The sequence below is a fragment of the Fulvimonas sp. R45 genome, assembly GCF_030504985.1.
Lineage (GTDB): Bacteria > Pseudomonadota > Gammaproteobacteria > Xanthomonadales > Rhodanobacteraceae > Rhodanobacter_A.
The window spans coordinates 364,136-385,547 of record NZ_JASERU010000001.1; the positions used below are offsets into that span (position 1 = coordinate 364,136).

Genomic DNA, 21,412 nt, shown 5'->3' on the forward strand with positions numbered 1-21,412 from the left:
CGGGTGGTGACGACGCGGGTTGACGCGCCGATATGCATGTATGCAGCAGGAATCAGTTCTGCTTGACCATGGCCTGCAGGGTGACCACGGCGCGGTCACCCACGTCGTCCGGATCACCACTGCGCGCGGTAATGCGGTAGTACTGGGCCGTGCTGGAGGTGCCCTGCGCGCCGTACTGAGCGGCATTGGCGGTTTGGTTGTAGCCGGTATCGGAACTCGGATCGAGCCAGTTGCCCATGTTCTCGATCACGTATTGCGGTTGCCCCGTGGACACCGTACCCACGGTAAATGCCGTCGCGCTGGCTGATGTGCCAGCGCTGGCGGGTACGTTGACGATTTTGGTCTTGTCCAGATTGGGGTCGCTGAACGGGTCGCCTTGGCATACCACGCCGCCGCCCTGGCAGTCGCGCGCAATCAGGGTTGGATCAGTGAGAATGCGGTTCTGTGCCACGACCAACGCCGCCTCGGCATTCTGGAAAGCCACCTGGCGGTCGTACTGGTTGGCGGCCATGTGCTGCTGCAGGATGGTGCCGCGAATGGCCGCCAGACCAACTAGAGCTATCACGATCAACAACAGCAGCGCCACGACCAAGGCTACGCCGCGCTGGCGTGCCCCTGCGGATGCATGGCGCGACGAGGCCGTCCAGCCCGGCTGGCACGAAGTGCGCTTCCGGAAGGTCGCACTGGAAGGCGTATGCGTAGGAGGGTTCATTTCACGATCACCCGGTTGCGCACGGAAGTCGTGGCGGTAAAGGTGCGGGTCAATGGCTTGGCATCAGTGCCGGCACGCTGATCGGTGCTTTGCAGGGTGAAGGTCACCTGCACTGCGTCCACGGACGGCCAGTTGGTACTGGCAATGCTGCCCGCATCCACGAAACTGGTGGCCCCCGACACGTGGTACTGGATCTGCATGTCGGTGACGTTGCGCACCATTTCCTGTGCGGTTGGCGTGGGCACGCCCGATTTGTTCTCGAGGTCGACCCGGTACAGCGAATCGACCGTCGCGCCGTCGATGGTCTGCGAACCGATGTACCAGTCCACCGCCGACAGCTTGGCGATCTGCGCGTTGGGCTGGAAGGTGTAGGTGTTACCGGTATCGGTGCAGACGGCCGGGTAGCCAAGCCCCTGAGAGCAATTGCCTGGCGATCCGGTGTTGAGGGCATGCGTGAGGCTGTTGCCGCTGACGCTGGTGAACTGCACCAGCGTGGCGTGATCGGGATCGCACACCATCGCGATGTCCCCCGCCACCAGACCCGGGCTGCTCTCGTTGGTGGTGAGCACGCCGGAGGTCTCGGTGTCGCTGGCCACCGTGACCCCGGAATCCATGGCACCGATGAGCTGGATGGAATCCGTCTTGTCCACGTGGGGCGCGCTCACTCCCGAAAGGGCGGGATCGCCGGTCGCGCCACTGCCGTCGTAGCCATGCACGCTGTTGTTCCAGTCGGCCCACCAGTCCGTGCCACCAGCGGTCGGCCCGTTCTTCAGCAGGTTGGACAGGCGCAGGGTCGCCGGCGTGCTGTTGCAGCCGGTGAGGCCGGCATCGCGGATGTCGCGCGCCATCATCTCGAATGCGATGCGTGCGCTGTCCTGTACGTCGCCAAGCGCGGCATTGGTTCGGTAGACCCGCTGGTTGGCCAGGAAGATGCTGGTGACGCCGGCGATGACGATCAGGCCGAGTAGCATGGCGATCATCAGCTCGACGAGGGTGAAGCCGGCTTGCGACCGGCGGCGGGGCATGCAGGCATGGCCAGTCACAGCTTCGCCTCCGTGACGACGGTCTGAGTGCCGCCGCTCCCAGAACGGCTGTCGTCATAGCTGACCGTCACCTTGCAATTGCCGGTGCCGTCGCAGTTGATGGTGCCGGAGGTGCTTGCGGCCTCGCCCAGGTTGGCTCCCAGTTGCTTGCACCACAGCGTCAACTGGTTTTTCGCCAGCGTGCCGCTGCCCGTGCAGGCATTGGCCTTGACCGTGCCATTGTAATCGCCGTTTTTGGCGGCCGAGCGGTCCACGCGCATCACGTCGAGTATCGAATAGCTGGCGATGGTGGCCATGCTGCGCGCCATGGCGCTGTTGTTGGTGGAAAGCGACATGGCCTGCAATGCGGCCACGCCCAGGAACCCGACGGATAAAACCAGCACGGCTATCAGTACCTCGATGAGCCCGACACCAGTTTGCCGGCCATGCCATCTGAGGGGATGACGCATGTTTGGGGCGGTCATTCGCATGTAGCACTCGTAGATGTGTCGACCCGGATGATCGAGCCGGCAGTGATGGAGACAATTCGGTGGTTGTCCGTGCTGAGCGAAGGGGTGCAGATGTCGGCCACCGTGCCGGTGAGTGGCGAGGCCACGCTGGTAGGGTCGTAACCCAGACCTTGGCCGTTGAAGCGCACGGCCTTCATGCTGCCGTTTAGCAGGACGGCGCCGGAAAGCCCCAGATTGGTTGCCAGCACTAGCTGGGTATCCGCACCGTTGATCGAGGTATAAACGTAACCTCCGTCGGAACCGCACAGGCTACCCAGAGTGTCGGTGCCATTGGCGCTGCTGCTATTGCTACAGAACTGCACGCTCGCATTGCGCTTCACCGCCTCCATCCTCGCCGTATTGAGCGCACCTACGATGTCATTGGCCGTGGTGGCAAGGCGATTGGACAGGGTGAGGCTGCGGAAACTTGGCACTGCAATGGCGAGAAGAATGGCGAGTACCGCCACCGTGACCATGAGTTCGACGAGGGTGAAGCCGCGTTGCCATCCACCCGTCGAAGGGTGGGCCGCGTACGGCTCATGTTGGATTACGCACCGATGGCCTAACCACCGGGCTGCAAGCGCTCGCATGGAAAACTCCCCTGTATCCCTGTCGCTACTTTATCCAGAGATCTCCCGATCGCCAGATCATGCCGATGAGCGGCAGCTTCGAACCGACGAGCGGTCAGCTCGCGCACGTGGAAGTTGCGCTGCATCACACCTGAGACCGCGCGACCACACTCATGTGCACCAGACGGGGAGCAGCAAAGAGGTACCGGCCGGCATGCCCGGCATGGCGCCTGTGCGCTTGCGCACCCTCTGCCCTACCCTTAGAATCCGCTGCTCGCTGCCGGAATAGCTCAGTTGGTAGAGCGGCGCATTCGTAATGCGTAGGTCGCAGGTTCGACTCCTGTTTCCGGCACCAGCTTGCACAAAGGCCCGCCTGCCGGCGGGCCTTTTCGTATCCGTCGCATCGTGCGCCGGGGGCGCCCGGGAGCGGCTCAGGGGGCTACGACGCGCAGTTCCTTCGGCAGCGCGAAGGTGATGTTCTCCGCCTCGCCGTCCAGCTCGCGCACGTCGCCGGCGCCCCAGGCCTGCAGGCGGGCGATCACGTCGCGCACCAGCTTCTCGGGTGCGGAGGCGCCCGCGGTGAGCCCGATGCGCGAGGCGCCGTCCAGCCACGCGCGCTCGATGTGCTCGGCGCCGTCGATCAGGTAGGCACGCACGCCCTGCTTTTCGGCCAGTTCGCGCAGGCGGTTGGAGTTGGAGCTGTTGACCGAGCCCACCACCAGCACCAGATCCACCGCGTCGGCGAGCCGGCGCACGGCGTCCTGGCGGTTCTGGGTGGCGTAGCAGATGTCGTCCTTGCGCGGCCCCTCGATGTCGGGGAATTTCTCGCGCAACGCGGCGATGATCGCCTTGGTGTCGTCCACCGACAGCGTGGTCTGGGTGACGTAGGACAGCTGGTGCGGGAACCTCGGCACCAGCGCCGCCACGTCCTCCACCGATTCCACCAGCAGGATCTCGCCGGTATTGGCGGCGTTCCACTGGCCCATCGTGCCTTCCACCTCGGGATGGCCGGCGTGGCCGATCAGCACCACGCTGCGGCCGACGCGGCCCAGCCGCGCGACTTCCATGTGCACCTTGGTGACCAGCGGGCAGGTGGCGTCGAACACCTTCAGGTCGCGCCGTTCGGCTTCCTCGCGCACGGCCTTGGAGACGCCGTGGGCGCTGAAGATCACCGTGGCGCCGTCGGGCACCTCGTGCAGTTCCTCCACGAACACCGCGCCGTCGTGGCGCAGCTTGTCCACCACGTAGCGGTTGTGCACCACCTCGTGGCGCACGTAGATCGGCGCGCCGTAGGACTCCAGCGCACGCTCGACGATGGCGATGGCGCGGTCGACGCCGGCGCAGAAACCGCGGGGATTGGCGAGCAGGATGTCCATGAGAAAAGCCGTGGCCTTGTCCCTCCCCCTGCCTGCAGGGGGAGATGGAGGGGGTCAAAAGCCTCACCCCTCCCCAACCCTCCCCTGCACGCAGGGGAGGGAGCGAATGCCGATTATCGCACGCCGCTACCGCCCTTGCCCCCGAACAGGCCGAACGCCACCAGCATCACCGCGCCCACGCTGATCGCGCTATCCGCAAGGTTGAAGATGGCGAAGTGCCAATTGCCGTGATAGACCGCAATGAAGTCGGTAACCCGCGCAGCGTGCAGGCGGTCAATCAGATTGCCGATCGCGCCACCGATGATCAGCGCCAACGGCAAGGCGGTGCGCCAGTCGCTCCGCGTGGTACGCGCGAGCCACGCCACCAGCACAGCGCTGATGATCAGCGCCAGCGCCACGAAGAGCCAGCGCTGCCAACCGCCATTCACGTCGAGAAAACTGAAGGATGCGCCGTAGTTGAAGGACAGCGTCCAGTCCAACCAACCAGGAATTACCTCGTGCGGCATACCAGCCGGCTGCAATGCGGCCAGCGCCCACCACTTGCTGAGCTGGTCGAGGACGATGACGGCGGCGGAGAGCAGCAGCCAGGGGAGTGCGTTGGGTTTGGTGGTCATGGGAACACTGTCTGGTGGGTTTTACTCCCTCTTCCCTTCGGGGAGAGGGCTGGGGTGAGGGGCCAATCTTGACGTGAGGCCGGACCGGAGCGCCCATCAGGGAAGGTTTCCGCGAGCACCCGCTCCTCACCTCGATCCTCTCCCCGGAGGGGAGAGGAAGAAGGGCGAAGCGTCAGAACCAGTGCCGCGTCTCGCCCGGCCCTTCCACATTGCTCACGCAGCGCCCGCACAGCTCCGGGTGGTCGGCATGATGACCCACGTCATCACGGCGGTGCCAGCAGCGCACGCACTTGGCCGCCTCGCTGACCGTGGCCGAGACCCACACGTCGGCGCCCTCCAGTTCGGTGAGCACGGCGTCGTCCGGCTGGCCGCCGGCCTTGTCCAGGCGCACGTCGGAGGTGATGAAGAAGAAGCGCAGCTCGTCCAGCGCCGGCGCGTAGCGCGCCACGGTGGCCTCGTCGGCATGGATCGCCAGCTTCGCCTCCAGCCCCGCACCGAGCTTTTCCGCCTTGCGCATGCCTTCCAGCACGCGCGCCGCACTGTCGCGGATCGCCAGCAGGTCGCTCCACCAGCGCCGCTGCTCGGGCGAGGCCTGCGTGGCGGCCAAGCCGTCGTACCAGGTCTCGAACAGCACGCTCTCGCCGCGCTGGCCGGGCAACGCCTGCCAGATCTCCTCGGCGGTGAAGGCCAGGATCGGCGCCAGCCAGCGCACCAGCGCCTCGGCGATGCGGTACATCGCGCTCTGCGCGCTGCGCCGGCCGTGGCTGTCGGTGGGCATGGTGTAGAGGCGGTCCTTGGTGATGTCCAGGTACAGCGCGCCCATCTCGTTGGTGCAGAAGTTCTGCACCCGCGCCACCACCTCGGGGAAGTCGTAGCGCTCGTAGGCGGCGATCACCGCCTGCTGCACGTCGCAGGCCTGCTGCACCGCCCACTGGTCGAGCGGCAGGCTGTCTGCAACCGCAACCAGGTGTTTGGCGGGATCGAAGCCGTCGAGGTTGCCGAGCAGGAAGCGCGCGGTGTTGCGCAGGCGGCGGTAGCCGTCCGACACGCGCTTGAGGATCTCGTCGGAGACGCTCATCTCGTTGCGGTAGTCGGCCGAGGCCACCCACAGGCGCAGCACGTCGGCGCCCAGCGTGTCCATCACCTTCTGCGGCGCCACCACGTTGCCCAGCGACTTGGACATCTTGCGGCCCGAGGCGTCCACGGTGAAGCCGTGGGTGAGCACGTCGTCGTAGGGCGCGCGGCCGTGGATCGCGCTGGAGGTGAGCAGCGAGGACTGGAACCAGCCGCGGTGCTGGTCCGAGCCTTCCAGGTACATCACCTTGTACTCGCGCGCGTCGCCCTGCTGCAGCTCGGGGCGCTGGCCGATCACGGCGAAGTGGGTGACGCCGGAGTCGAACCAGACGTCGAGCACGTCGGTGACCTTGTCGTAGTCCTTGGCCTGGTCGCCCAGCAGCTCGGCGGGATCGAGGTCGTACCAGGCGTCGATGCCGCCCTGCTCCATGCGTTTCGCCACCTGCTCCATCAGCGCCACCGAATCGGGGTGCGGTTCCTGCGTCGCCTTGTGCACGAACAGCGCGATCGGCACGCCCCAGGTGCGCTGGCGGCTGATGCACCAGTCGGGACGCCCGGCCACCATGCCGGCGATGCGCTCCTCGCCCCAGCCCGGCACCCAGCGCACGTCCTTGATCGACGTCAGCGCGGTGGCGCGCAGTCCCGCCTGTTCCATGCCGACGAACCACTGCGGCGTGGCGCGGAAGATCACCGGCGTCTTGTGGCGCCAGCAGTTCGGGTAGCTGTGCTCGATCTTCGCGTGCGCCAGCAGCACGCCGCGCGCGCGCAGCAGCTCGACGATGGCGTCGTTGGCCTTCCACACGTGCATGCCGGCCAAGTCGAGGCCGCCGGCCTTCGGCGTGTCTTCGCGATAGGTGCCGCGCGCGCCGATGTAGTTGAGCAGGCCGATGCCGTTCTCGCGGCCGACCACGAAGTCCTCGACGCCGTGGTCGGGTGAGGTATGCACCGCGCCGGTGCCGTCCTCGGCGCTGACGTGCTCGCCGAGGATCACCGGCACGATGCGGTCGTAGAACGGGTGGCGCAGCTGCACGCCGTTGAGCGCGGCGCCATTGACGTGGCCCAGCACCCTGCCCCCCTCTCCCGCCCTTCGGGCACCCTCTTCCGCAAGCGGGAGAGGGGAATAGCGCGCCAGCGCCTTGTCGACCAGCGCGCTGGCGATCACCAGCAGCACCCGCCTGCCGTCGCGCGCCGGCCCTTCGACCAGGGCGTATTCGAGTTCCCCGCCCAGCGACACCGCCTGGCTTTCCGGCAGCGTCCACGGCGTGGTGGTCCAGATCGGCACCGCGACGATGGCGTCGCCGGCGTCCACGCCGAACTTCGCGGCCAGCGCCGCGGGGTCGACCGCATCGTAGGCCACGTCCACCGCAGGCGAGACCTTGTCGCCGTATTCGATCTCCGCCTCGGCCAGCGCCGAGCCGCAGTCGAAGCACCAGTACACCGGCTTGGCGCCGCGCACCACGTGGCCGTTGGCGACGATGCGCGCCAGCGCGCGCACCATGTCGGCTTCGTACCTGAAGTCCATCGTGCGGTACGGGTGTTCCCAGTCGCCCAGCACGCCCAGGCGCTTGAAGCCGGCGCGCTGGGTGTCGATCTGCTCGGCGGCGTATTCGCGGCACTTCTGGCGGAACGCGCGGGCGTCGAGCTTCTCGCCCGGCTTGCCGTGCTGCTTCTCCACCGCGATCTCGATCGGCAGGCCGTGGCAGTCCCAGCCCGGCACGTAGGGCGCGCGGTGGCCGGCAAGCAGCTTGGAGCGCACCACCATGTCCTTGAGGATCTTGTTGACGGCGTGGCCGATGTGGATCGCGCCGTTCGCGTACGGCGGGCCGTCGTGCAGCACGAAGGCCTTGTCGCGGCCCGCGGTGCGCTGCTGGATCTGCCGGTAGCGCCCGGCCTTTTCCCAGTCCGCCAGCCAGCCCGGTTCGCGCTTCGGCAGGTCGCCGCGCATCGGGAAGTCCGTCTGCGGCAGGTTGATGGTGCTCTTGTAATCCTTGGTCATCGCTTCGGGTGCCTTGCTTGGGGGTCGCCTGCGGCGGCCCTGCCGTTTCGCGCCCCGATGCCCGACGGACCCCGAAGCGCCATTCCGCCACCCGCCGCGCGCGGCGGCAGGCGCTCGCGCTGCGGGCGGTTGCCTCAAATAATAATGATCGCCGCAGCCGCGTTCGCGCGGCCGGTGGCGGTGTGCTGCGGTTTGGACGTGTCGCGGGCGTTCATGCGCGGGCCAGTACCGGATTCATGCCCAGGATCTCCCGGGCCGAGCGCGCATCATGATCCATCTGCGCCTTCAGTGCATCCAGTCCGTCGAATTTCTGCTCGTCGCGCAGCTTGGCGACGAACTCCACCGCCATGCGCCGGCCGTACAGGTCGCCCTCGAAGTCGAACAGGTGCACCTCCAGCAGCGGCTGACTGACCTGGTTCACGGTGGGCCGCACGCCCAGGCTGGCCACGCCCGGCCAGCTGCATTCGCTCTCGCCCAGGCCCACGCGCACGGCGAAGATGCCCTGCACCGGGCTCACCCTCTGGCGCAGGTGGATGTTGGCGGTGGGAAAGCCCAGCGTGCGGCCGAGCTGGTTGCCGTATTCCACCCGGCCCTCGATCACGAACGGACGGCCGAGCAGCGCGGCGGCGCCGGCGAACTCGCCAGCCGCCAGCAACGCGCGCACGCGGCTGGCGGAGACGCGTGCGCCGTCCAGAAGGATCGACGGCATTACGCAGCCGGCGAAACCGGCCCTTTCGCCCAGCTCGCGCAGCAAGGCCACGTCACCACCGCGCTTGTGGCCGAAGCGGAAGTCCGCGCCTACCCATACTTCCCTGGCTGCCATGCGCTCGACCAGCACGCGCTGCACGAAATCCCCGGCGGACATGGCCGCCAGCCCGGCATTGAAACGCAACATGTGCACCTGCTCGAAACCCGCGGCCGCCAGGCCGAGCAGTTTTTCACGCACGCTGGAAAGCCTGGGCAGCGGTTCGGGCGAAAAATAGGTCCGCGGCAGCGGCTCGAACGTCACCACTGCCGGCATGCAGTCCAGGGACCGCGCACGGCGCTGCACTTGCGCAAACAAGGCCTGGTGACCCCGGTGCAGGCCATCGAACGCGCCGACGGCCACCACGCTGCCGTTGGGTGCCAGGCAGGGTCCTGCGATATCGCGGGAAAGTCTCGTCATCGCGCGAGTATAACGGGCCGGCGTCCGCGCTTACCGCACCCGCAGATCGCGTACCCGGAAGCCCGCGGCGAACAGGCCGCCCGCGTAGGCCACCGCGCCTGCCAGCACCAGCACCGCCAGGTGCCACAGGCGCGTATGCACCGGCACCACCGTCCAGTGCGGCCACAGCCACAAGCCTGCCAGCAGCACCGCCACCATCGCGGCACAGGCGGCCCCCAGCCGCAGCCAGTGGCGCAGCCAGCCCGGCTGCGGGTCGTACACGCCGGCCCGCTTCAGCCAGTACCAGAGCTGGGCGAACTGCAGGTAGTTGGACAACACGCTCGCCGCCGCCAGCCCCACGTGCAGCCCGGGGATGGCCGCGAGGCCCTGCAGCCAGCCCCCCTGGCGCTGCGCCGGCGTGGCCCACAGCAGGTACAGCAGGGCCACCAGCAGCACGTTGAAGACCATGTTGCTGACCAGCGACACCACCGCCGCGCGCACCGGCGTGCGGGTGTCCTGGCGCGCGTAGAACGCCGGCAACAGCACCTTCACCAGGGCGTAGGCGGGCACGCCGCAGCTCAGCGCCATAGTCGACAGCGTGGTCATGCGGGTGTCGAACACCGTGTACTGGCCGTTCTGGAAGAAGGTGCTGACCAGCGGCTCGGCCAGCAGCAGCAGCGCGCACATCGCCGGCACCGCGATCAGCAGCGTGGTGCGCACGCCCCAGTCCAGCGCCCTCGAGAAGCCGGCGCGGTCGGTGCCCACGTGGTGGCGCGACAGCGCCGGCAGGATCACCGTGCCCAGCGCCACGCCGAACACGCCCAGCGGCAGCTCCAGGAAGCGGGTGGACTGGTACATCCAGGTCTGCGAGCCGGTCACCAGCAGGGTGATCAGGATGGTGTCCAGCAGCAGGTTGAGCTGCCCCACCGAGGCCCCGAACAGGGTCGGCACCATCAGCTTCATGATCCGCCGCACCGCCGGGTGCCGCCAGCCCCAGCGCGGCAGCGTCAGCAGGTCCAGCCCGCGCACCGCCGGCAGCAGGAACAGCAGTTGCAGCACGCCCGCCACCAGCACCGCCCAGCCCAGCGACATGATCGGCACCTCGAGCCGCGGCGCCAGCCACAGCGCGCCCGCGATCATGCACACGTTGAGGATCACCGGTGCCATCGCCGGCAGGCCGAAGCGGTGGAAGCTGTTCAGCGCGCCGCCCGCCAGGGCCGTCAGCGAGACGAACAGCAGGTACGGGAACGTCAGCCGCAGCAGGTCCACGATCAGCGCGAACTTGTGCGGCTCCTTCACCGCGCCGGGCGCGAACACCATCGCCAGCTGCGGCGAGAACAGCATGCCCAGCGCCACCACCACCAGCAGCACGCCGCCGAGGGTGCCGGCCACGCGCGCAGTCAGCTCCTTCAGCTCGGCGTGGCTGCGGGTTTCCTTGACCTCGGTGAACACCGGCACGAAGGCGGTGGAGAACGAGCCTTCCGCGAACAGCCGGCGCATGAAGTTGGGGATGCGGAACGCGATGACGAAGGCGTCGGTGGCGGCCGAGGCGCCGAACACGTGGCTCATCGCCACGTCCCGGGCCAGCCCGAGCACGCGCGAAACCATGGTCATGCTGCTGAACGAGAGCAGCCCGCGGAGCATGCTGGGTGACTTCATGCGTCGGGGTGGCCTTCTGTGGCGTGCAAAGGGCGCACAGTTTGACAGCCGACGGCAGCCCTGTGTCGGGCCATGTCGTGGCACGATGGCGGCAAGGCCGCCGCCACTGCGCGCACGGCCGGCCCCGGCGCCGCCAAGTGCTTGACGCAATGGGCCATTGCGCGCATAATTGCGCGTCTTTTTCCAACACCCAAGCCACTCCGGAGTTCTACCTTGGCCAACATCAAGTCCGCGAAGAAGCGCGCGCGCCAGTCCGAGCAGCGCCGCCTGCGCAATGTCAGCGCCCGCTCCATGGTCCGCACCGCGCTCAAGAAGGTCGTCAAGGCCATCGAGGCCAAGGACAAGGCTGCCGCCGTGGAGGCCTTCACCGCCGCCCAGCCGGTGATGGACCGCTACGCCGCCCGCGGCCTGATCCACAAGAACAAGGCCGCCCGCCACAAGAGCCGCCTGAACGCCAAGATCCGCGAGCTGGCGTAAGCGCCGCTCTCCCGGTGTTGCGAAAAGCCGGCCCCAGGGCCGGCTTTTTCGTGCGCCCGGGAAAAGCGGCGGCAGCGTCCGGCCGGTTTCGTGAAGCCCGTACGGACGCGCCTCACATCGCTCGCGCCGCGACCGCGCCGCCACCGCCCCGGCGCGCTAACATTCCCTGACTGGCGACGCGCCGCGCTGCCATCCACGACATGGGGAGTGTCACGATGAAAACGATGCCGCAACTCGCGCTGGCATGTGCGGCCGCGCTGTCGCTGTCCGCCTGCATCACCACGCGTTCGTTCGTCGATCCCGCCGGCCCGCGGCTCGGCGCCGTCGCCGTGCACGGCCTCAGCCAGCCGATCCCGGTGAAGGTCAGCACGCAGTTCCAGGTCAACGGCACGGCCTCGCCGAAGGCCCAGGCCGCGCTGCAGGCGCAGGTCGAGCAGGCGCTGGTCGCCAGTGGCGTGTTCGCCCCCTCCCGCGACCCGGGCACCGTGGCGGCGATCACGGTGACGGTGAACGACACGGTGGACCTGGCGGCCGCGCACAAGAAGGGCGTGCATACCGGCCTGACCCTCGGCAGCTCCGGCGCGCTGATCCCCGACGACTACACCTACACCGCCAGCTACAGCAGCGGCGGCGCGCCCTACGAGGCCACCTACAAGCAGGGCATCCTCACGGCCATCGGCGACAACGTGCAGGTGCCGGCCGGCGCGGCCGCCACCACGCCGGCCGACGCCTTCCACCACATCATCCTGGACATGACCACGCAGTTCGTGCAGGACCTGCAGGGCAAGGGGCTGGTGGCCGAGCGCTGAGGCGGCGCCACCCGCGCAGGCAGCGCGGACAATCCGGCCCGTCCGCGAAACGCGCCCCTTGCGGGCGCGTCTTCATTCCTGCGGCGGCTCCCCGCGCAGCCGCACGTCGCCGGGCAGCATGTCGGTGCGGCCTTCGGCCGCCACGCGCTGCGCCTCGAAGAAGCGCTGCGCCTGCTGGCACACCGCCATGGTGTTCTCGCGCGCGATCGCCGAAACCAGGAACCAGGGCTGCGTCCAGCCCAGCCGCTCCACGATGGCCCCGGCGGCGGCCTGGCGCTCGTCTTCCGGCAGCACGTCGGCCTTGTTCAGCACCAGCCAGCGCGGGCGCTCCAGCAACTCCGGGTCGAACTTGGCCAACTCCTCCTCGATCGCCCGCACCTGCCCGGCCGGGTCGCTGCCGTCCACCGGCGCGATGTCCACCAGGTGCAGCAGCAAGCGGGTGCGCGCCACGTGGCGCAGGAACTGGATGCCCAGCCCGGCGCCGTCCGCCGCGCCCTCGATCAGGCCGGGGATGTCGGCGATCACGAAGCTCTGGTCGGTGCCCAGGCTGACCACGCCCAAGTTCGGGTGCAGCGTGGTGAAGGGGTAGTCCGCCACCCGCGGCGTGGCCGCCGAGACCGCGCGGATGAAGGTGGACTTGCCGGCGTTGGGGAAGCCCAGCAGGCCCACGTCGGCCAGCAGCTTCAGTTCCAGCTTCAGCTCGCGCGACTCGCCCGGCGTGCCCGGCGTGGACTTGCGCGGCGCGCGGTTCACCGAACTCTTGAAGTGGATGTTGCCCAGCCCGCCCTTGCCGCCCTGCGCCACCAGCAGGCGCTGGCCGTGCCGGGTCAGGTCGCCGATGGTCTCGTCCGTGTCGACGTTGGTGACCACCGTGCCCACCGGCACGCGGACCACGGTGTCCTCGCCGCCCTTGCCGTACATGTCGCTGCCCATGCCGTTCTGGCCGCGCTGCGCCTTGAAGCTGCGCTGGTGGCGGAAGTCGATCAGCGTGTTGAGGCCCTCGTCGGCCACCAGCCAGACCGAGCCGCCGCTGCCACCGTCGCCGCCGTCGGGGCCGCCGAAGGGGATGAACTTCTCGCGACGGAAGCTGATGCAGCCGTTGCCGCCGTCGCCGGCCTGGACTTTGATGATCGCTTCGTCGACGAATTTCATGGGGGGTGCCAAGAAAGGAATGGGCAGCATCCGGCAAGCGCTATCTTGCCATCATCGCCCCGCCGTCATTCCGGCGCAGGCCGGAATCCAGCCAAATGCTCGTGCGGAGCACGCAAAACCCGTTTCGGGTGCTTCGCACGCATCCTTCACTGGATTCCGGAATGACGGCAGCGAGCACAAAAGCAAAAGCCCCGCCGAAGCGGGGCCCTTGCGGCAGCGTGGCGAAGGCTCAGGCCTTGACCACGCTCACGAACTTGCGGTTGTTCTCGCCGCGGGTCTTGAACTCGACGGTGCCGTCGACCAGCGCGAACAGGGTGTGGTCACGGCCCAGGCCCACGCCGGTGCCGGCATGGAACTTGGTGCCGCGCTGGCGCACGATGATGTTGCCGGCCTCGACGGCCTGGCCACCGTACACCTTCACGCCCAGGTACTTCGGGTTGGAGTCGCGACCGTTGCGGGACGAACCTACGCCTTTTTTGTGTGCCATGACTTGATTCCTCCGGCTCTATCAGGCGTGGATGCCCGTGATCTCGACTTCGGTGAAATGCTGCCGATGCCCCTGCTGCTTCTTGTGGTGCTTGCGGCGGCGGAACTTGATGATGCGCACCTTGTCGGCGCGGCCGTGCTTGCGCACGGTGGCGGACACGGTGGCGCCGGCCACGGTCGGCGCGCCGACGGTGATCGACTCGCCCTCGCCGACCAGCAGAACCTGGTCAAAGCTGACGGTGGCGCCGGCCTCGGCGTCCAGCAGCTCCACGCGCAGGACGTCGCCCTGCTGCACGCGGTACTGCTTGCCGCCGGTCTTGATGACTGCGTAACTCATGGGAATGGCCCTTCTGTCGTTATTCTCTTGGGATCGCCCGGGCCCATGCGGTCCGGGAGAACGCGGGAGTATAGCGACAGCGGGCCTGGCTGGTCAATTCGTGAGCACCCGCATCCCCTGCGTGCCGGGGAAGGGGCGACGGAAGGCCCCCTTCCCTGCACGGATGAAGGGTACTGCTCGCCTACTTGCCCTGCAGCGGCTGGGGCTTGGCCGCGCCGGTGGCGGCGCAACGGCCCTGGGCGTCCAGCTTGCCCTGCTTCTGCAGCTCGGCCAGCATCTGCTGGGCGCGCTGCTGCCCCCATTCGCGGCCGATCTGCATGCCCTCGGCCATGGTGGCGGGCATTTCCTTGATCACTTTCTGGCCCAGCGGCGAGCGATAGAACTTCAGCAACCCGGCCACCTCGTCGGCGGAGAAATGGCGCTGGTAGACCGGGATCATCCGCTCGGTGAGTTCCTTGACGCCGTTGGCGTCCACGAAGCCCTGCCAGTAGCTGGCCGGGACGCAGGGCAGTTGCTGGCCCATGATGCCCGCCATTTGCGCATTCATCTGCCCGAACATCTTGTCCACGCTGAAGATCTGCATCAGCTCGCGCACCTGCTCCGCGCTCGGCGGCGTGGCCGCCATGGCCTGCCCCGCACCGACCGCCAGCAGCAGCCCGGCGCCCATCCCCATTGCCCATTTGCGCATCGCCATTCTCTCCATCTCCCGTAGCGGCAGCCGCGGACGCGGCAGCGAACCCGCATTATTCACCATGCGGCCCAGGCTCGCCCGAACGGTGTCTGCATGTGGTCATGCTTGCATTGTCAATAATGTACTAGGCATATATAATTCCGCCCGCGCCGGCAGCCACCCGCCCGCCGGCGCATTTCGCCATGTCGACCACATGCTGCGCGCGGCCACGCCGGGGCGCGGCCGCATGCCGCGCCAGCCACCCGACGAGCCAGCCGCCTGCCCGCATGAGCACCCATTACCAGCCGCCCAACCTGGGGCTCGCCACCATCGGCCTGTCGCTGGCCATCTTCATGCAGGCGCTGGACTCCACCATCGCCAACGTGTCGCTGCCCGCCATCGCCGGCAACCTGGGCGTGAGCGCGAACGAGAGCACCTGGGTGATCACCTCGTTCGCGGTGAGCATGGCGATCTCGCTGCCGCTGACCGGCTTCCTCAGCCGCCGCTTCGGCGAGACGAAGCTGTTCATCTGGACCACCCTACTGTTCGTGGCCTCGTCGTTCCTGTGCGGCATCTCGCGCAGCATGGGCACGCTGATCCTGTTCCGCGCCATCCAGGGCGCGGTGGCGGGGCCGATGTACCCGATCACGCAGAGCCTGATGATCGGCATCTACCCCGGCCACAAGCGCGGCATGGCGCTGGCGCTGCTGTCGATGGTGGCGGTGGTGGCGCCGATCGCCGGGCCGATCCTGGGCGGCTGGATCACGGACAACTATTCCTGGCCGTGGATCTTCTTCATCAACGTGCCGGTGGGCATCTTCGCCAGCATGGTGGCGGCCAGCCAGATGAAGGGCCGGGTGGAGAAAACCTCGCGCCCGAAGGTGGACTACGTGGGCCTGGTCGCGCTGATCGTGGGCGTGGGCGCGCTGCAGGTCGTGCTGGACAAGGGCAACGACGCCGACTGGTTCGATTCCGGCTTCATCGTCGTCACCAGCGTCGTGGCCGCGATCGGTATCGCGGTGTTCCTGATCTGGGAGCTGACCGACCGCGACCCGATCGTCGACCTGCGCCTGTTCCGCCACCACAACTTCAAGTTCGGCACGCTGGCGCTGGTGCTGTCCTACGCGGCGTTCTTCGCGATCAACCTGCTGCTGCCGCAGTGGCTGCAGCGCAACCTGGGCTATACGGCCACCTGGGCCGGCTTCGCCGCCGCGCCGCTGGGCGTGATCCCGGTGCTGCTGACCTTCATCGTGGGCAAGTACGCGATGCGCTTCGACCTGCGCCTGCTCACCAGCGCCGCCTTCGTGGTGATGGGCGCCACCTGCTTCATCCGCGCCAGCTTCTACCTGGGCATCGACTTCACCCACGTGGCTGCGGTGCAGCTGCTGATGGGCCTTGGCGTGGCGCTGTTCTTCATGCCGGTGACGGTGATCCTGCTGTCGGACCTGGAGCAGGACGAGATCGCCGCCGGCTCGGGCCTGGCCACCTTCCTGCGCACGCTCGGCGGCAGCTTCGCCGCCTCCATCACCACCCTGCTGTGGGACCGCCGCGCCGTGCTGCACCATGCGCAGCTGGCCGAGCACATCACGCCCTACAGCACCAGCGTGCGCACGGCACTGGACGGGTACGGCCACGGCAACCCACTGGCCGGCGCCGGCGTACTGGACGGCATGATCACCCAGCAGGGGTACCAGATCGCCTTCAACGAGCTGTTCCATGCGCTGGGCTGGATCTTCTTCGGCCTGATCGTGGTGATCTGGCTGGCCAGGCCGCCGTTCATCGCCTCGGCGGGCGCGTCGGCGGGCGGCGGGCATTGACCGCAATGACCGGACAGGCCACACCTCCGCTTGCCTCTCACCCGCTCTTGCGTTCCTCCCTCACCCGTTCGCGCTGAGCGTGGCTCGCGCAGCGAGCGGAGTCGAAGCGTGGCCGCGCGATGGCGCTTCGACTTCCTCGCTCCTCAAAGCGCGGCCATCCATGGCCGCTCCCCGCGTCGGCCCTGTCGGGCCTGCGCTCAGCGCGAACGGATGTGGGGTAACCGGACAAGGGAAACCCGTATGGAACCCTGACCGGCCACCCGGGCATGTAATAACTGACCTGCCCGGTTTGGTATAGTGCACTTTTCCCCTGCGACCCCCTCCGCATGGACACCATCCGCATCCGCGGCGCACGCACGCACAACCTCAAGAACATCGACCTCGACCTGCCGCGCGACCAGCTGATCGTGATCACCGGCCTGTCCGGCTCGGGCAAGTCCTCGCTGGCCTTCGACACCATCTACGCGGAAGGCCAGCGCCGCTACGTCGAGTCGCTGTCGGCCTACGCCCGGCAGTTCCTGTCGATGATGGAGAAGCCCGACGTCGACCACATCGAGGGCCTGTCGCCGGCGATCTCGATCGAGCAGAAGTCCACCTCGCACAACCCGCGCTCCACCGTGGGCACGATCACCGAGGTGTACGACTACCTGCGCCTGCTGTACGCCCGCGTGGGCACGCCGCGCTGCCCCGAGCACGGCATCCCGCTGGAGGCGCAGACGGTGAGCCAGATGGTCGATGCCACCCTGGCGCTCGACCCGGAGAAGCGCTGGATGCTGCTCGCTCCGGTGGTGCGCGAGCGCAAGGGCGAGCACGTGCAAGTGTTCGAGCAGCTGCGCGCGCAGGGCTTCGTGCGTGCCCGCGTGGACGGCCAGGTCTACGACCTCGACGCGGTGCCGCCGCTGGGCCTGCGCATCAAGCACACCATCGAGGCGGTAATCGACCGCTTCCGCCCGCGCGAGGACATCAAGCAGCGCCTGGCCGAATCCTTCGAGACCGCGCTGCGGCTGGGCGACGGCCTGGTGATCCTGGCCGACATGGACGACCCGTCGGCGAAGGAACAGCTGTTCTCCTCGCGCTATTCCTGCCCGGTGTGCGACTACTCGCTGCCGGAACTGGAACCGCGGCTGTTCTCGTTCAACTCGCCGATCGGCGCCTGCCCGGCCTGCGACGGCCTGGGCGTCACCCAGGTGTTCGACCCCGCGCGCGTGGTCAGCCACCCCGAGCTGTCGCTCGCCGGCGGCGCGATCCGCGGCTGGGACCGGCGCAACCCGCACTACTTCCAGATGCTGCAATCGCTGGCCGCGCACTACGGCTTCGACGCGGACACGCGCTGGCAGGAGCTGCCCAAGCCCGTGCAGCAAGCCGTCCTCTACGGCAGCGGCAAGGAGAAGATCGCCTTCCGTTACATCACCGAGCGTGGCGGCAAGGTCACCCGCGAGCACGCCTTCGAGGGCATCCTGCCCAACCTGGAGCGCCGCTACAAGGAAACCGAGTCGCCCGCGGTGCGCGAGGAACTGGCCAAGTACATCAGCGACACGCCCTGCCGCGAGTGCGAGGGGCAGCGCCTGAACCGCTCCGCGCGCAACGTGTTCGTGGCCGACCACGCGCTGCCGGCGCTCACCAACCGCTCCATCGACGACGCGCTGGCCTTCTTCGCGGAACTGACGCTCACCGGCTGGCGCGGCGAGATCGCGGCGAAGATCGTGAAGGAGATCCGCGAGCGGCTCACCTTCCTCAACGACGTCGGCCTCAACTACCTCACGCTGGACCGCCAGGCCGACACGCTCTCCGGCGGCGAGGCGCAACGCATCCGTCTTGCCTCGCAGATCGGCGCCGGCCTGGTCGGCGTGATGTACGTGCTGGACGAACCCTCGATCGGCCTGCACCAGCGCGACAACGAACGCCTGCTCGGCACCCTCACCCGCCTGCGCGACCTCGGCAACACGGTGATCGTGGTCGAGCACGACGAGGACGCCATCCGCATGGCCGACCACGTGCTCGACATCGGCCCCGGCGCCGGCGTGCACGGCGGCGAGGTGGTGGCGCAGGGGTCGGTGAAGGACATCCTCGCCTCGCCCCGCTCGGTCACCGGCCAGTTCCTCTCCGGCCGTCGCGCGATCGAGGTGCCGACGGAACGCCGCCAGCCCATCGACGACGACGCCTGGCTGCGCCTGAAGGGCGCCAGCGGCAACAACCTGAAGGACGTGGACCTGGCCATTCCGGCCGGCCTGCTCACCTGCGTCACCGGCGTGTCCGGCTCGGGCAAGTCCACCCTGGTCAACGACACCCTGTTCCGCCTCGCCGCCGCCGAGCTCAACGGCGCCAGTGCGCAGGCGGCGCCGTTCAAGTCGGTCGCGGGCATGGACCTGTTCGACAAGGTGGTCGACATCGACCAGTCGCCGATCGGCCGCACGCCGCGCTCCAACCCCGCCACCTACACCGGCCTGTTCACTCCGTTGCGCGAGCTGTTCGCCCAGGTGCCCGAGGCGCGTGCGCGCGGCTACACGCCGGGCCGCTTCAGCTTCAACGTGCGCGGCGGCCGCTGCGAGGCCTGCGAAGGCGACGGCATGATCAAGGTGGAGATGCACTTCCTGCCGGACGTGTACGTGCCCTGCGATGTCTGCCACGGCAAGCGCTACAACCGCGAGACGCTGGAGATCCACTACAAGGGCCACACCATCGCCGATGTGCTCGACATGACCGTCGAGGACGCGCTCAAGCTGTTCGAGAACGTGCCGGTGATCGCGCGCAAGCTCGACACCCTGCGCGCGGTGGGCCTGGACTACATCAAGCTCGGCCAGAGCGCGACCACGCTCTCCGGTGGCGAAGCGCAGCGCGTGAAGCTGTCCAAGGAGCTCTCCAAGCGCGACACCGGCCGCACGCTGTACATCCTGGACGAACCCACCACCGGCCTGCACTTCCACGACATCGAGCAGCTGCTCGACGTGCTGCACCAGCTGGTCGACCAGGGCAACACCGTAGTGGTGATCGAGCACAACCTGGACGTGATCAAGACCGCCGACTGGATCGTCGACCTCGGCCCCGAGGGCGGCGCCGGCGGCGGGCGCATCCTGGTCGCCGGCACGCCGGAGGCCGTGGCCGCCACGCCCGGGTCGCACACTGGCCGCTTCCTCGCGCCGCACCTACAGCCGGCCGCTCCTGCCAAGCCGGCCGGCAAGCGCGCCAGGAGCGCCCTCAAGCACATTGCCTCGGCCGACAAGCACAAGCCGATGCGCGGGAAGAAGAAGGCCCCATGAGCAAGTCCACCAGCGAATCGCCCAAGCCCGCACGCCGCCGCAGGAAGGCGGAACCCGCCGCACCGGCACCGTTCGACGCGGCGCCGATCGACGAGGCGCCGGCCGACGCGGCGCCGCGGCCACTGTTCGTGGCCGAACTCGCCGCGCGCTGGCGCGACCTCGACGCCTTCAACCACGTCAACAACTCCAACTACCTCACCTACCTGGAGGAGGCGCGGCTGCAGTGGCTGAGCCATGTGCCCGGTCCGTGGTTCGACGAGCATGCGATGCCGGTGATGGCCGCGGCCCAGCTCAACTACCGCCGCCCGATCGAGTGGCCGGCGCAGTTGCATGTGCAGCTCTACTGCGAACGCATGGGCACCACGTCGATGACCATCGCCCACCGCCTGGTGGACGCCGGCGACGCCGGCGCCCTCTACTGCGACGGCCACGTGGTGATGGTGTGGATGGACCCGGCCACCGGCAAGCCGGTGCCGCTGCCGCAGGCGATCCGGGACGCGGCCGGCTAGGCCGTCGGCCATGCGCGACCGCCCCGCCGTCGCCCGTACCGCATTCGCTGTCAGCCGCGACGCGGGCGGACCGGTCGAGCGCATCGAGGGCGAGCGCCACGCCTGGCGTTTCCGTCCGCACTTCCACGCCGGCGACGAAGTCGTGCACGTGCTCGCCGGCCGCGCAAGGCTGCGCTTGCCCGAAGGCTGCCGCGACGTGGTCGCCGGCGACACGCTGGTGGTGCCGGCCGGCGTGGTGCATCGCTTCGAGCCGGTGGACCGGCGGGGCTGGGCCTTCGTTTCGCGCTTCGTGCCCGCCGCACGCTCCCCTGCAGGCGCGGCCGGCACGCTCGCGGCACGGGCCGCGACGCTGCTGGCGCAACGCCCTTCGCTGCGCACCGACCCCGCCGCCGTCGCCCGGGCCTGCGCGGTGTCCGAGGGCCACTTGGCGCGCGCATTCCGTCGCGAGACCGGCAGCGGCCTGCACAACTTCCACGTGCTGCTCGCCCTGCAGCACGCGAAAGCGTTGCTGCGCCGGCAGGTACCCGTGGCGGAGGCGGCGCTGGCCGCGGGCTTCTACGATCAGGCGCACCTCAACCGCGAATTCGTCCGCACCTGGGGCATGACGCCAGCCGTCTTCCGCGACGGCTGGGCCGCTGCCGCGTAGCGGTGCAGAACCAAACACGGGACAGCGAAACCAGCCAGACCGGACACCGGCGCCAGACTAATTGGACAGCAGCGCCAGACCGGCTGGACACGGACGCCAGCCTGGACACCAGCGCCAACCCGAACATTGGAGGTCGTGGTGCTGCATTGGCTAGGCGCGACTGCCAGAGACACACCTGTCCGACCTCAATGCACGTTACAGTCCCACGAGTCGTAGGGGATGGAGTGTGTCTTCAAGTATTTCTGAGTTTCTGGCTCAAGTTGGGAAAATTTGTAGGCATAGGCCCCATGGGTTTTGCCCAGGCTTGGCCCCCAGCGCAGGCGGTCAATGCCAGCATCAGGCCGAACAGCCAGAACGTGCCTCGTTTCACGCATTGTCCTCGTTGCGACGTCCCCCCGCTTTGAGTAGCGGGTCGGTTTAGAGTCCTGAGTTACTTTAACTGCTTCGCGTAGGCGGCGGGTGTCAGCCCGCCCAACGACTTCTTCGGTCGCTCCTCGTTGTATTCCCGCCGCCAGCGTTCGATCTCGGTGCGGGCGTGCAGCAGGCTGGGAAACCAGTGTTCGTTGAGGCATTCGTC

Annotated in this window: 20 protein-coding genes and 1 tRNA gene; 7 read left to right on the top strand and 14 right to left on the bottom strand. The window is 68.2% G+C overall.

Annotated features, from left to right (window positions below; genetic code table 11):
- Nucleotides 1–52: 52 nt before the first annotated feature.
- The 4 genes from QMK61_RS01540 to QMK61_RS01555 form a co-directional block, all read right to left on the bottom strand.
- Complete coding sequence (locus QMK61_RS01540; protein ID WP_302069950.1) at nucleotides 53–592, bottom strand: PilX N-terminal domain-containing pilus assembly protein; 540 nt, start codon at nucleotides 590–592, stop codon at nucleotides 53–55.
- A gap of 116 nt (nucleotides 593–708) precedes the next feature.
- Entirely contained in the window at nucleotides 709–1,755 is a 1,047-nt protein-coding gene (locus QMK61_RS01545) for a prepilin-type N-terminal cleavage/methylation domain-containing protein (protein WP_302069951.1), read from the bottom strand.
- On the bottom strand, nucleotides 1,752–2,225 hold the full coding sequence (gene pilV, locus QMK61_RS01550; RefSeq protein WP_302069952.1) for a type IV pilus modification protein PilV: 474 nt from the start codon (nucleotides 2,223–2,225) through the stop codon (nucleotides 1,752–1,754). Before pilV ends, QMK61_RS01545 begins: the two co-directional genes overlap by 4 nt.
- Nucleotides 2,216–2,791, bottom strand: a complete 576-nt coding sequence (locus QMK61_RS01555) for a GspH/FimT family pseudopilin (protein WP_302069977.1) — start codon at nucleotides 2,789–2,791, stop codon at nucleotides 2,216–2,218. Before QMK61_RS01555 ends, pilV begins: the two co-directional genes overlap by 10 nt.
- A gap of 300 nt (nucleotides 2,792–3,091) precedes the next feature.
- Here QMK61_RS01555 and QMK61_RS01560 point away from each other — a divergent pair.
- Nucleotides 3,092–3,167: transfer RNA gene (locus QMK61_RS01560), tRNA-Thr, on the top strand.
- A 76-nt stretch (nucleotides 3,168–3,243) separates the two neighbouring features.
- Here the strand turns inward: QMK61_RS01560 and ispH are convergent.
- The 5 genes from ispH to murJ form a co-directional block, all read right to left on the bottom strand.
- Complete coding sequence (gene ispH, locus QMK61_RS01565; protein WP_302069953.1) at nucleotides 3,244–4,188, bottom strand: 4-hydroxy-3-methylbut-2-enyl diphosphate reductase; 945 nt, start codon at nucleotides 4,186–4,188, stop codon at nucleotides 3,244–3,246.
- A 113-nt stretch (nucleotides 4,189–4,301) separates the two neighbouring features.
- Complete coding sequence (gene lspA, locus QMK61_RS01570) at nucleotides 4,302–4,802, bottom strand: signal peptidase II (RefSeq protein ID WP_302069954.1); 501 nt, start codon at nucleotides 4,800–4,802, stop codon at nucleotides 4,302–4,304.
- Between the two features lie 172 nt (nucleotides 4,803–4,974).
- Nucleotides 4,975–7,872 carry an isoleucine--tRNA ligase gene (ileS, locus tag QMK61_RS01575; protein WP_302069955.1) on the bottom strand — a complete coding sequence of 966 codons (2,898 nt, stop codon included), beginning with the start codon at nucleotides 7,870–7,872 and terminating at the stop codon, nucleotides 4,975–4,977.
- 211 nt (nucleotides 7,873–8,083) lie between these two features.
- Entirely contained in the window at nucleotides 8,084–9,037 is a 954-nt protein-coding gene (locus QMK61_RS01580; protein WP_302069956.1) for a bifunctional riboflavin kinase/FAD synthetase, read from the bottom strand.
- 30 nt (nucleotides 9,038–9,067) lie between these two features.
- A complete protein-coding gene (murJ, locus tag QMK61_RS01585) occupies nucleotides 9,068–10,660 on the bottom strand; it encodes a murein biosynthesis integral membrane protein MurJ (protein WP_302069978.1) in 1,593 nt (530 codons plus the stop codon).
- 228 nt (nucleotides 10,661–10,888) lie between these two features.
- Here murJ and rpsT point away from each other — a divergent pair, with 228 nt between their 5' ends.
- Nucleotides 10,889–11,152, top strand: a complete 264-nt coding sequence (gene rpsT, locus QMK61_RS01590) for a 30S ribosomal protein S20 (protein WP_302069957.1) — start codon at nucleotides 10,889–10,891, stop codon at nucleotides 11,150–11,152.
- 215 nt (nucleotides 11,153–11,367) lie between these two features.
- On the top strand, nucleotides 11,368–11,961 hold the full coding sequence (locus QMK61_RS01595; protein ID WP_302069958.1) for a hypothetical protein: 594 nt from the start codon (nucleotides 11,368–11,370) through the stop codon (nucleotides 11,959–11,961).
- A 72-nt stretch (nucleotides 11,962–12,033) separates the two neighbouring features.
- Here the strand turns inward: QMK61_RS01595 and cgtA are convergent, their stop codons facing one another.
- The 4 genes from cgtA to QMK61_RS01615 form a co-directional block, all read right to left on the bottom strand.
- Nucleotides 12,034–13,113: an Obg family GTPase CgtA gene (gene cgtA, locus QMK61_RS01600; RefSeq protein ID WP_302069959.1), complete on the bottom strand. Its 1,080-nt coding sequence runs from the start codon at nucleotides 13,111–13,113 to the stop codon at nucleotides 12,034–12,036.
- Nucleotides 13,114–13,342: 229 nt separating this feature from the next.
- Nucleotides 13,343–13,600, bottom strand: coding sequence for a 50S ribosomal protein L27 (gene rpmA / locus QMK61_RS01605; RefSeq protein ID WP_302069960.1), 258 nt, complete (start codon nucleotides 13,598–13,600; stop codon nucleotides 13,343–13,345).
- 21 nt (nucleotides 13,601–13,621) lie between these two features.
- On the bottom strand, nucleotides 13,622–13,936 hold the full coding sequence (gene rplU, locus QMK61_RS01610; protein ID WP_302069961.1) for a 50S ribosomal protein L21: 315 nt from the start codon (nucleotides 13,934–13,936) through the stop codon (nucleotides 13,622–13,624).
- A 181-nt stretch (nucleotides 13,937–14,117) separates the two neighbouring features.
- The gene (locus QMK61_RS01615; protein WP_302069962.1) at nucleotides 14,118–14,624 is read right to left on the bottom strand and encodes a DUF2059 domain-containing protein; all 507 of its coding nucleotides are present in this window, start codon (nucleotides 14,622–14,624) and stop codon (nucleotides 14,118–14,120) included.
- 269 nt (nucleotides 14,625–14,893) lie between these two features.
- Between QMK61_RS01615 and QMK61_RS01620 the strand changes: the two genes are divergently transcribed.
- The 4 genes from QMK61_RS01620 to QMK61_RS01635 all read left to right on the top strand — a co-directional run bounded on the left by QMK61_RS01620 (nucleotide 14,894) and on the right by QMK61_RS01635 (nucleotide 20,835).
- Nucleotides 14,894–16,423: a DHA2 family efflux MFS transporter permease subunit gene (locus QMK61_RS01620; protein ID WP_302069964.1), complete on the top strand. Its 1,530-nt coding sequence runs from the start codon at nucleotides 14,894–14,896 to the stop codon at nucleotides 16,421–16,423.
- Between the two features lie 326 nt (nucleotides 16,424–16,749).
- Nucleotides 16,750–19,680, top strand: a complete 2,931-nt coding sequence (uvrA, locus tag QMK61_RS01625) for an excinuclease ABC subunit UvrA (RefSeq protein ID WP_302069965.1) — start codon at nucleotides 16,750–16,752, stop codon at nucleotides 19,678–19,680.
- Nucleotides 19,677–20,189: a thioesterase family protein gene (locus QMK61_RS01630; RefSeq protein ID WP_302069966.1), complete on the top strand. Its 513-nt coding sequence runs from the start codon at nucleotides 19,677–19,679 to the stop codon at nucleotides 20,187–20,189. The genes uvrA and QMK61_RS01630 overlap by 4 nt, the downstream gene beginning before the upstream one ends.
- A gap of 10 nt (nucleotides 20,190–20,199) precedes the next feature.
- A complete protein-coding gene (locus tag QMK61_RS01635) occupies nucleotides 20,200–20,835 on the top strand; it encodes an AraC family transcriptional regulator (RefSeq protein ID WP_302069968.1) in 636 nt (211 codons plus the stop codon).
- Nucleotides 20,836–21,265: 430 nt separating this feature from the next.
- Here QMK61_RS01635 and QMK61_RS01640 read toward each other — a convergent pair.
- Nucleotides 21,266–21,412, bottom strand: a 147-nt coding sequence (locus tag QMK61_RS01640) for a transposase (protein WP_302069979.1), incomplete at its 5' end; no start/stop codon positions are given.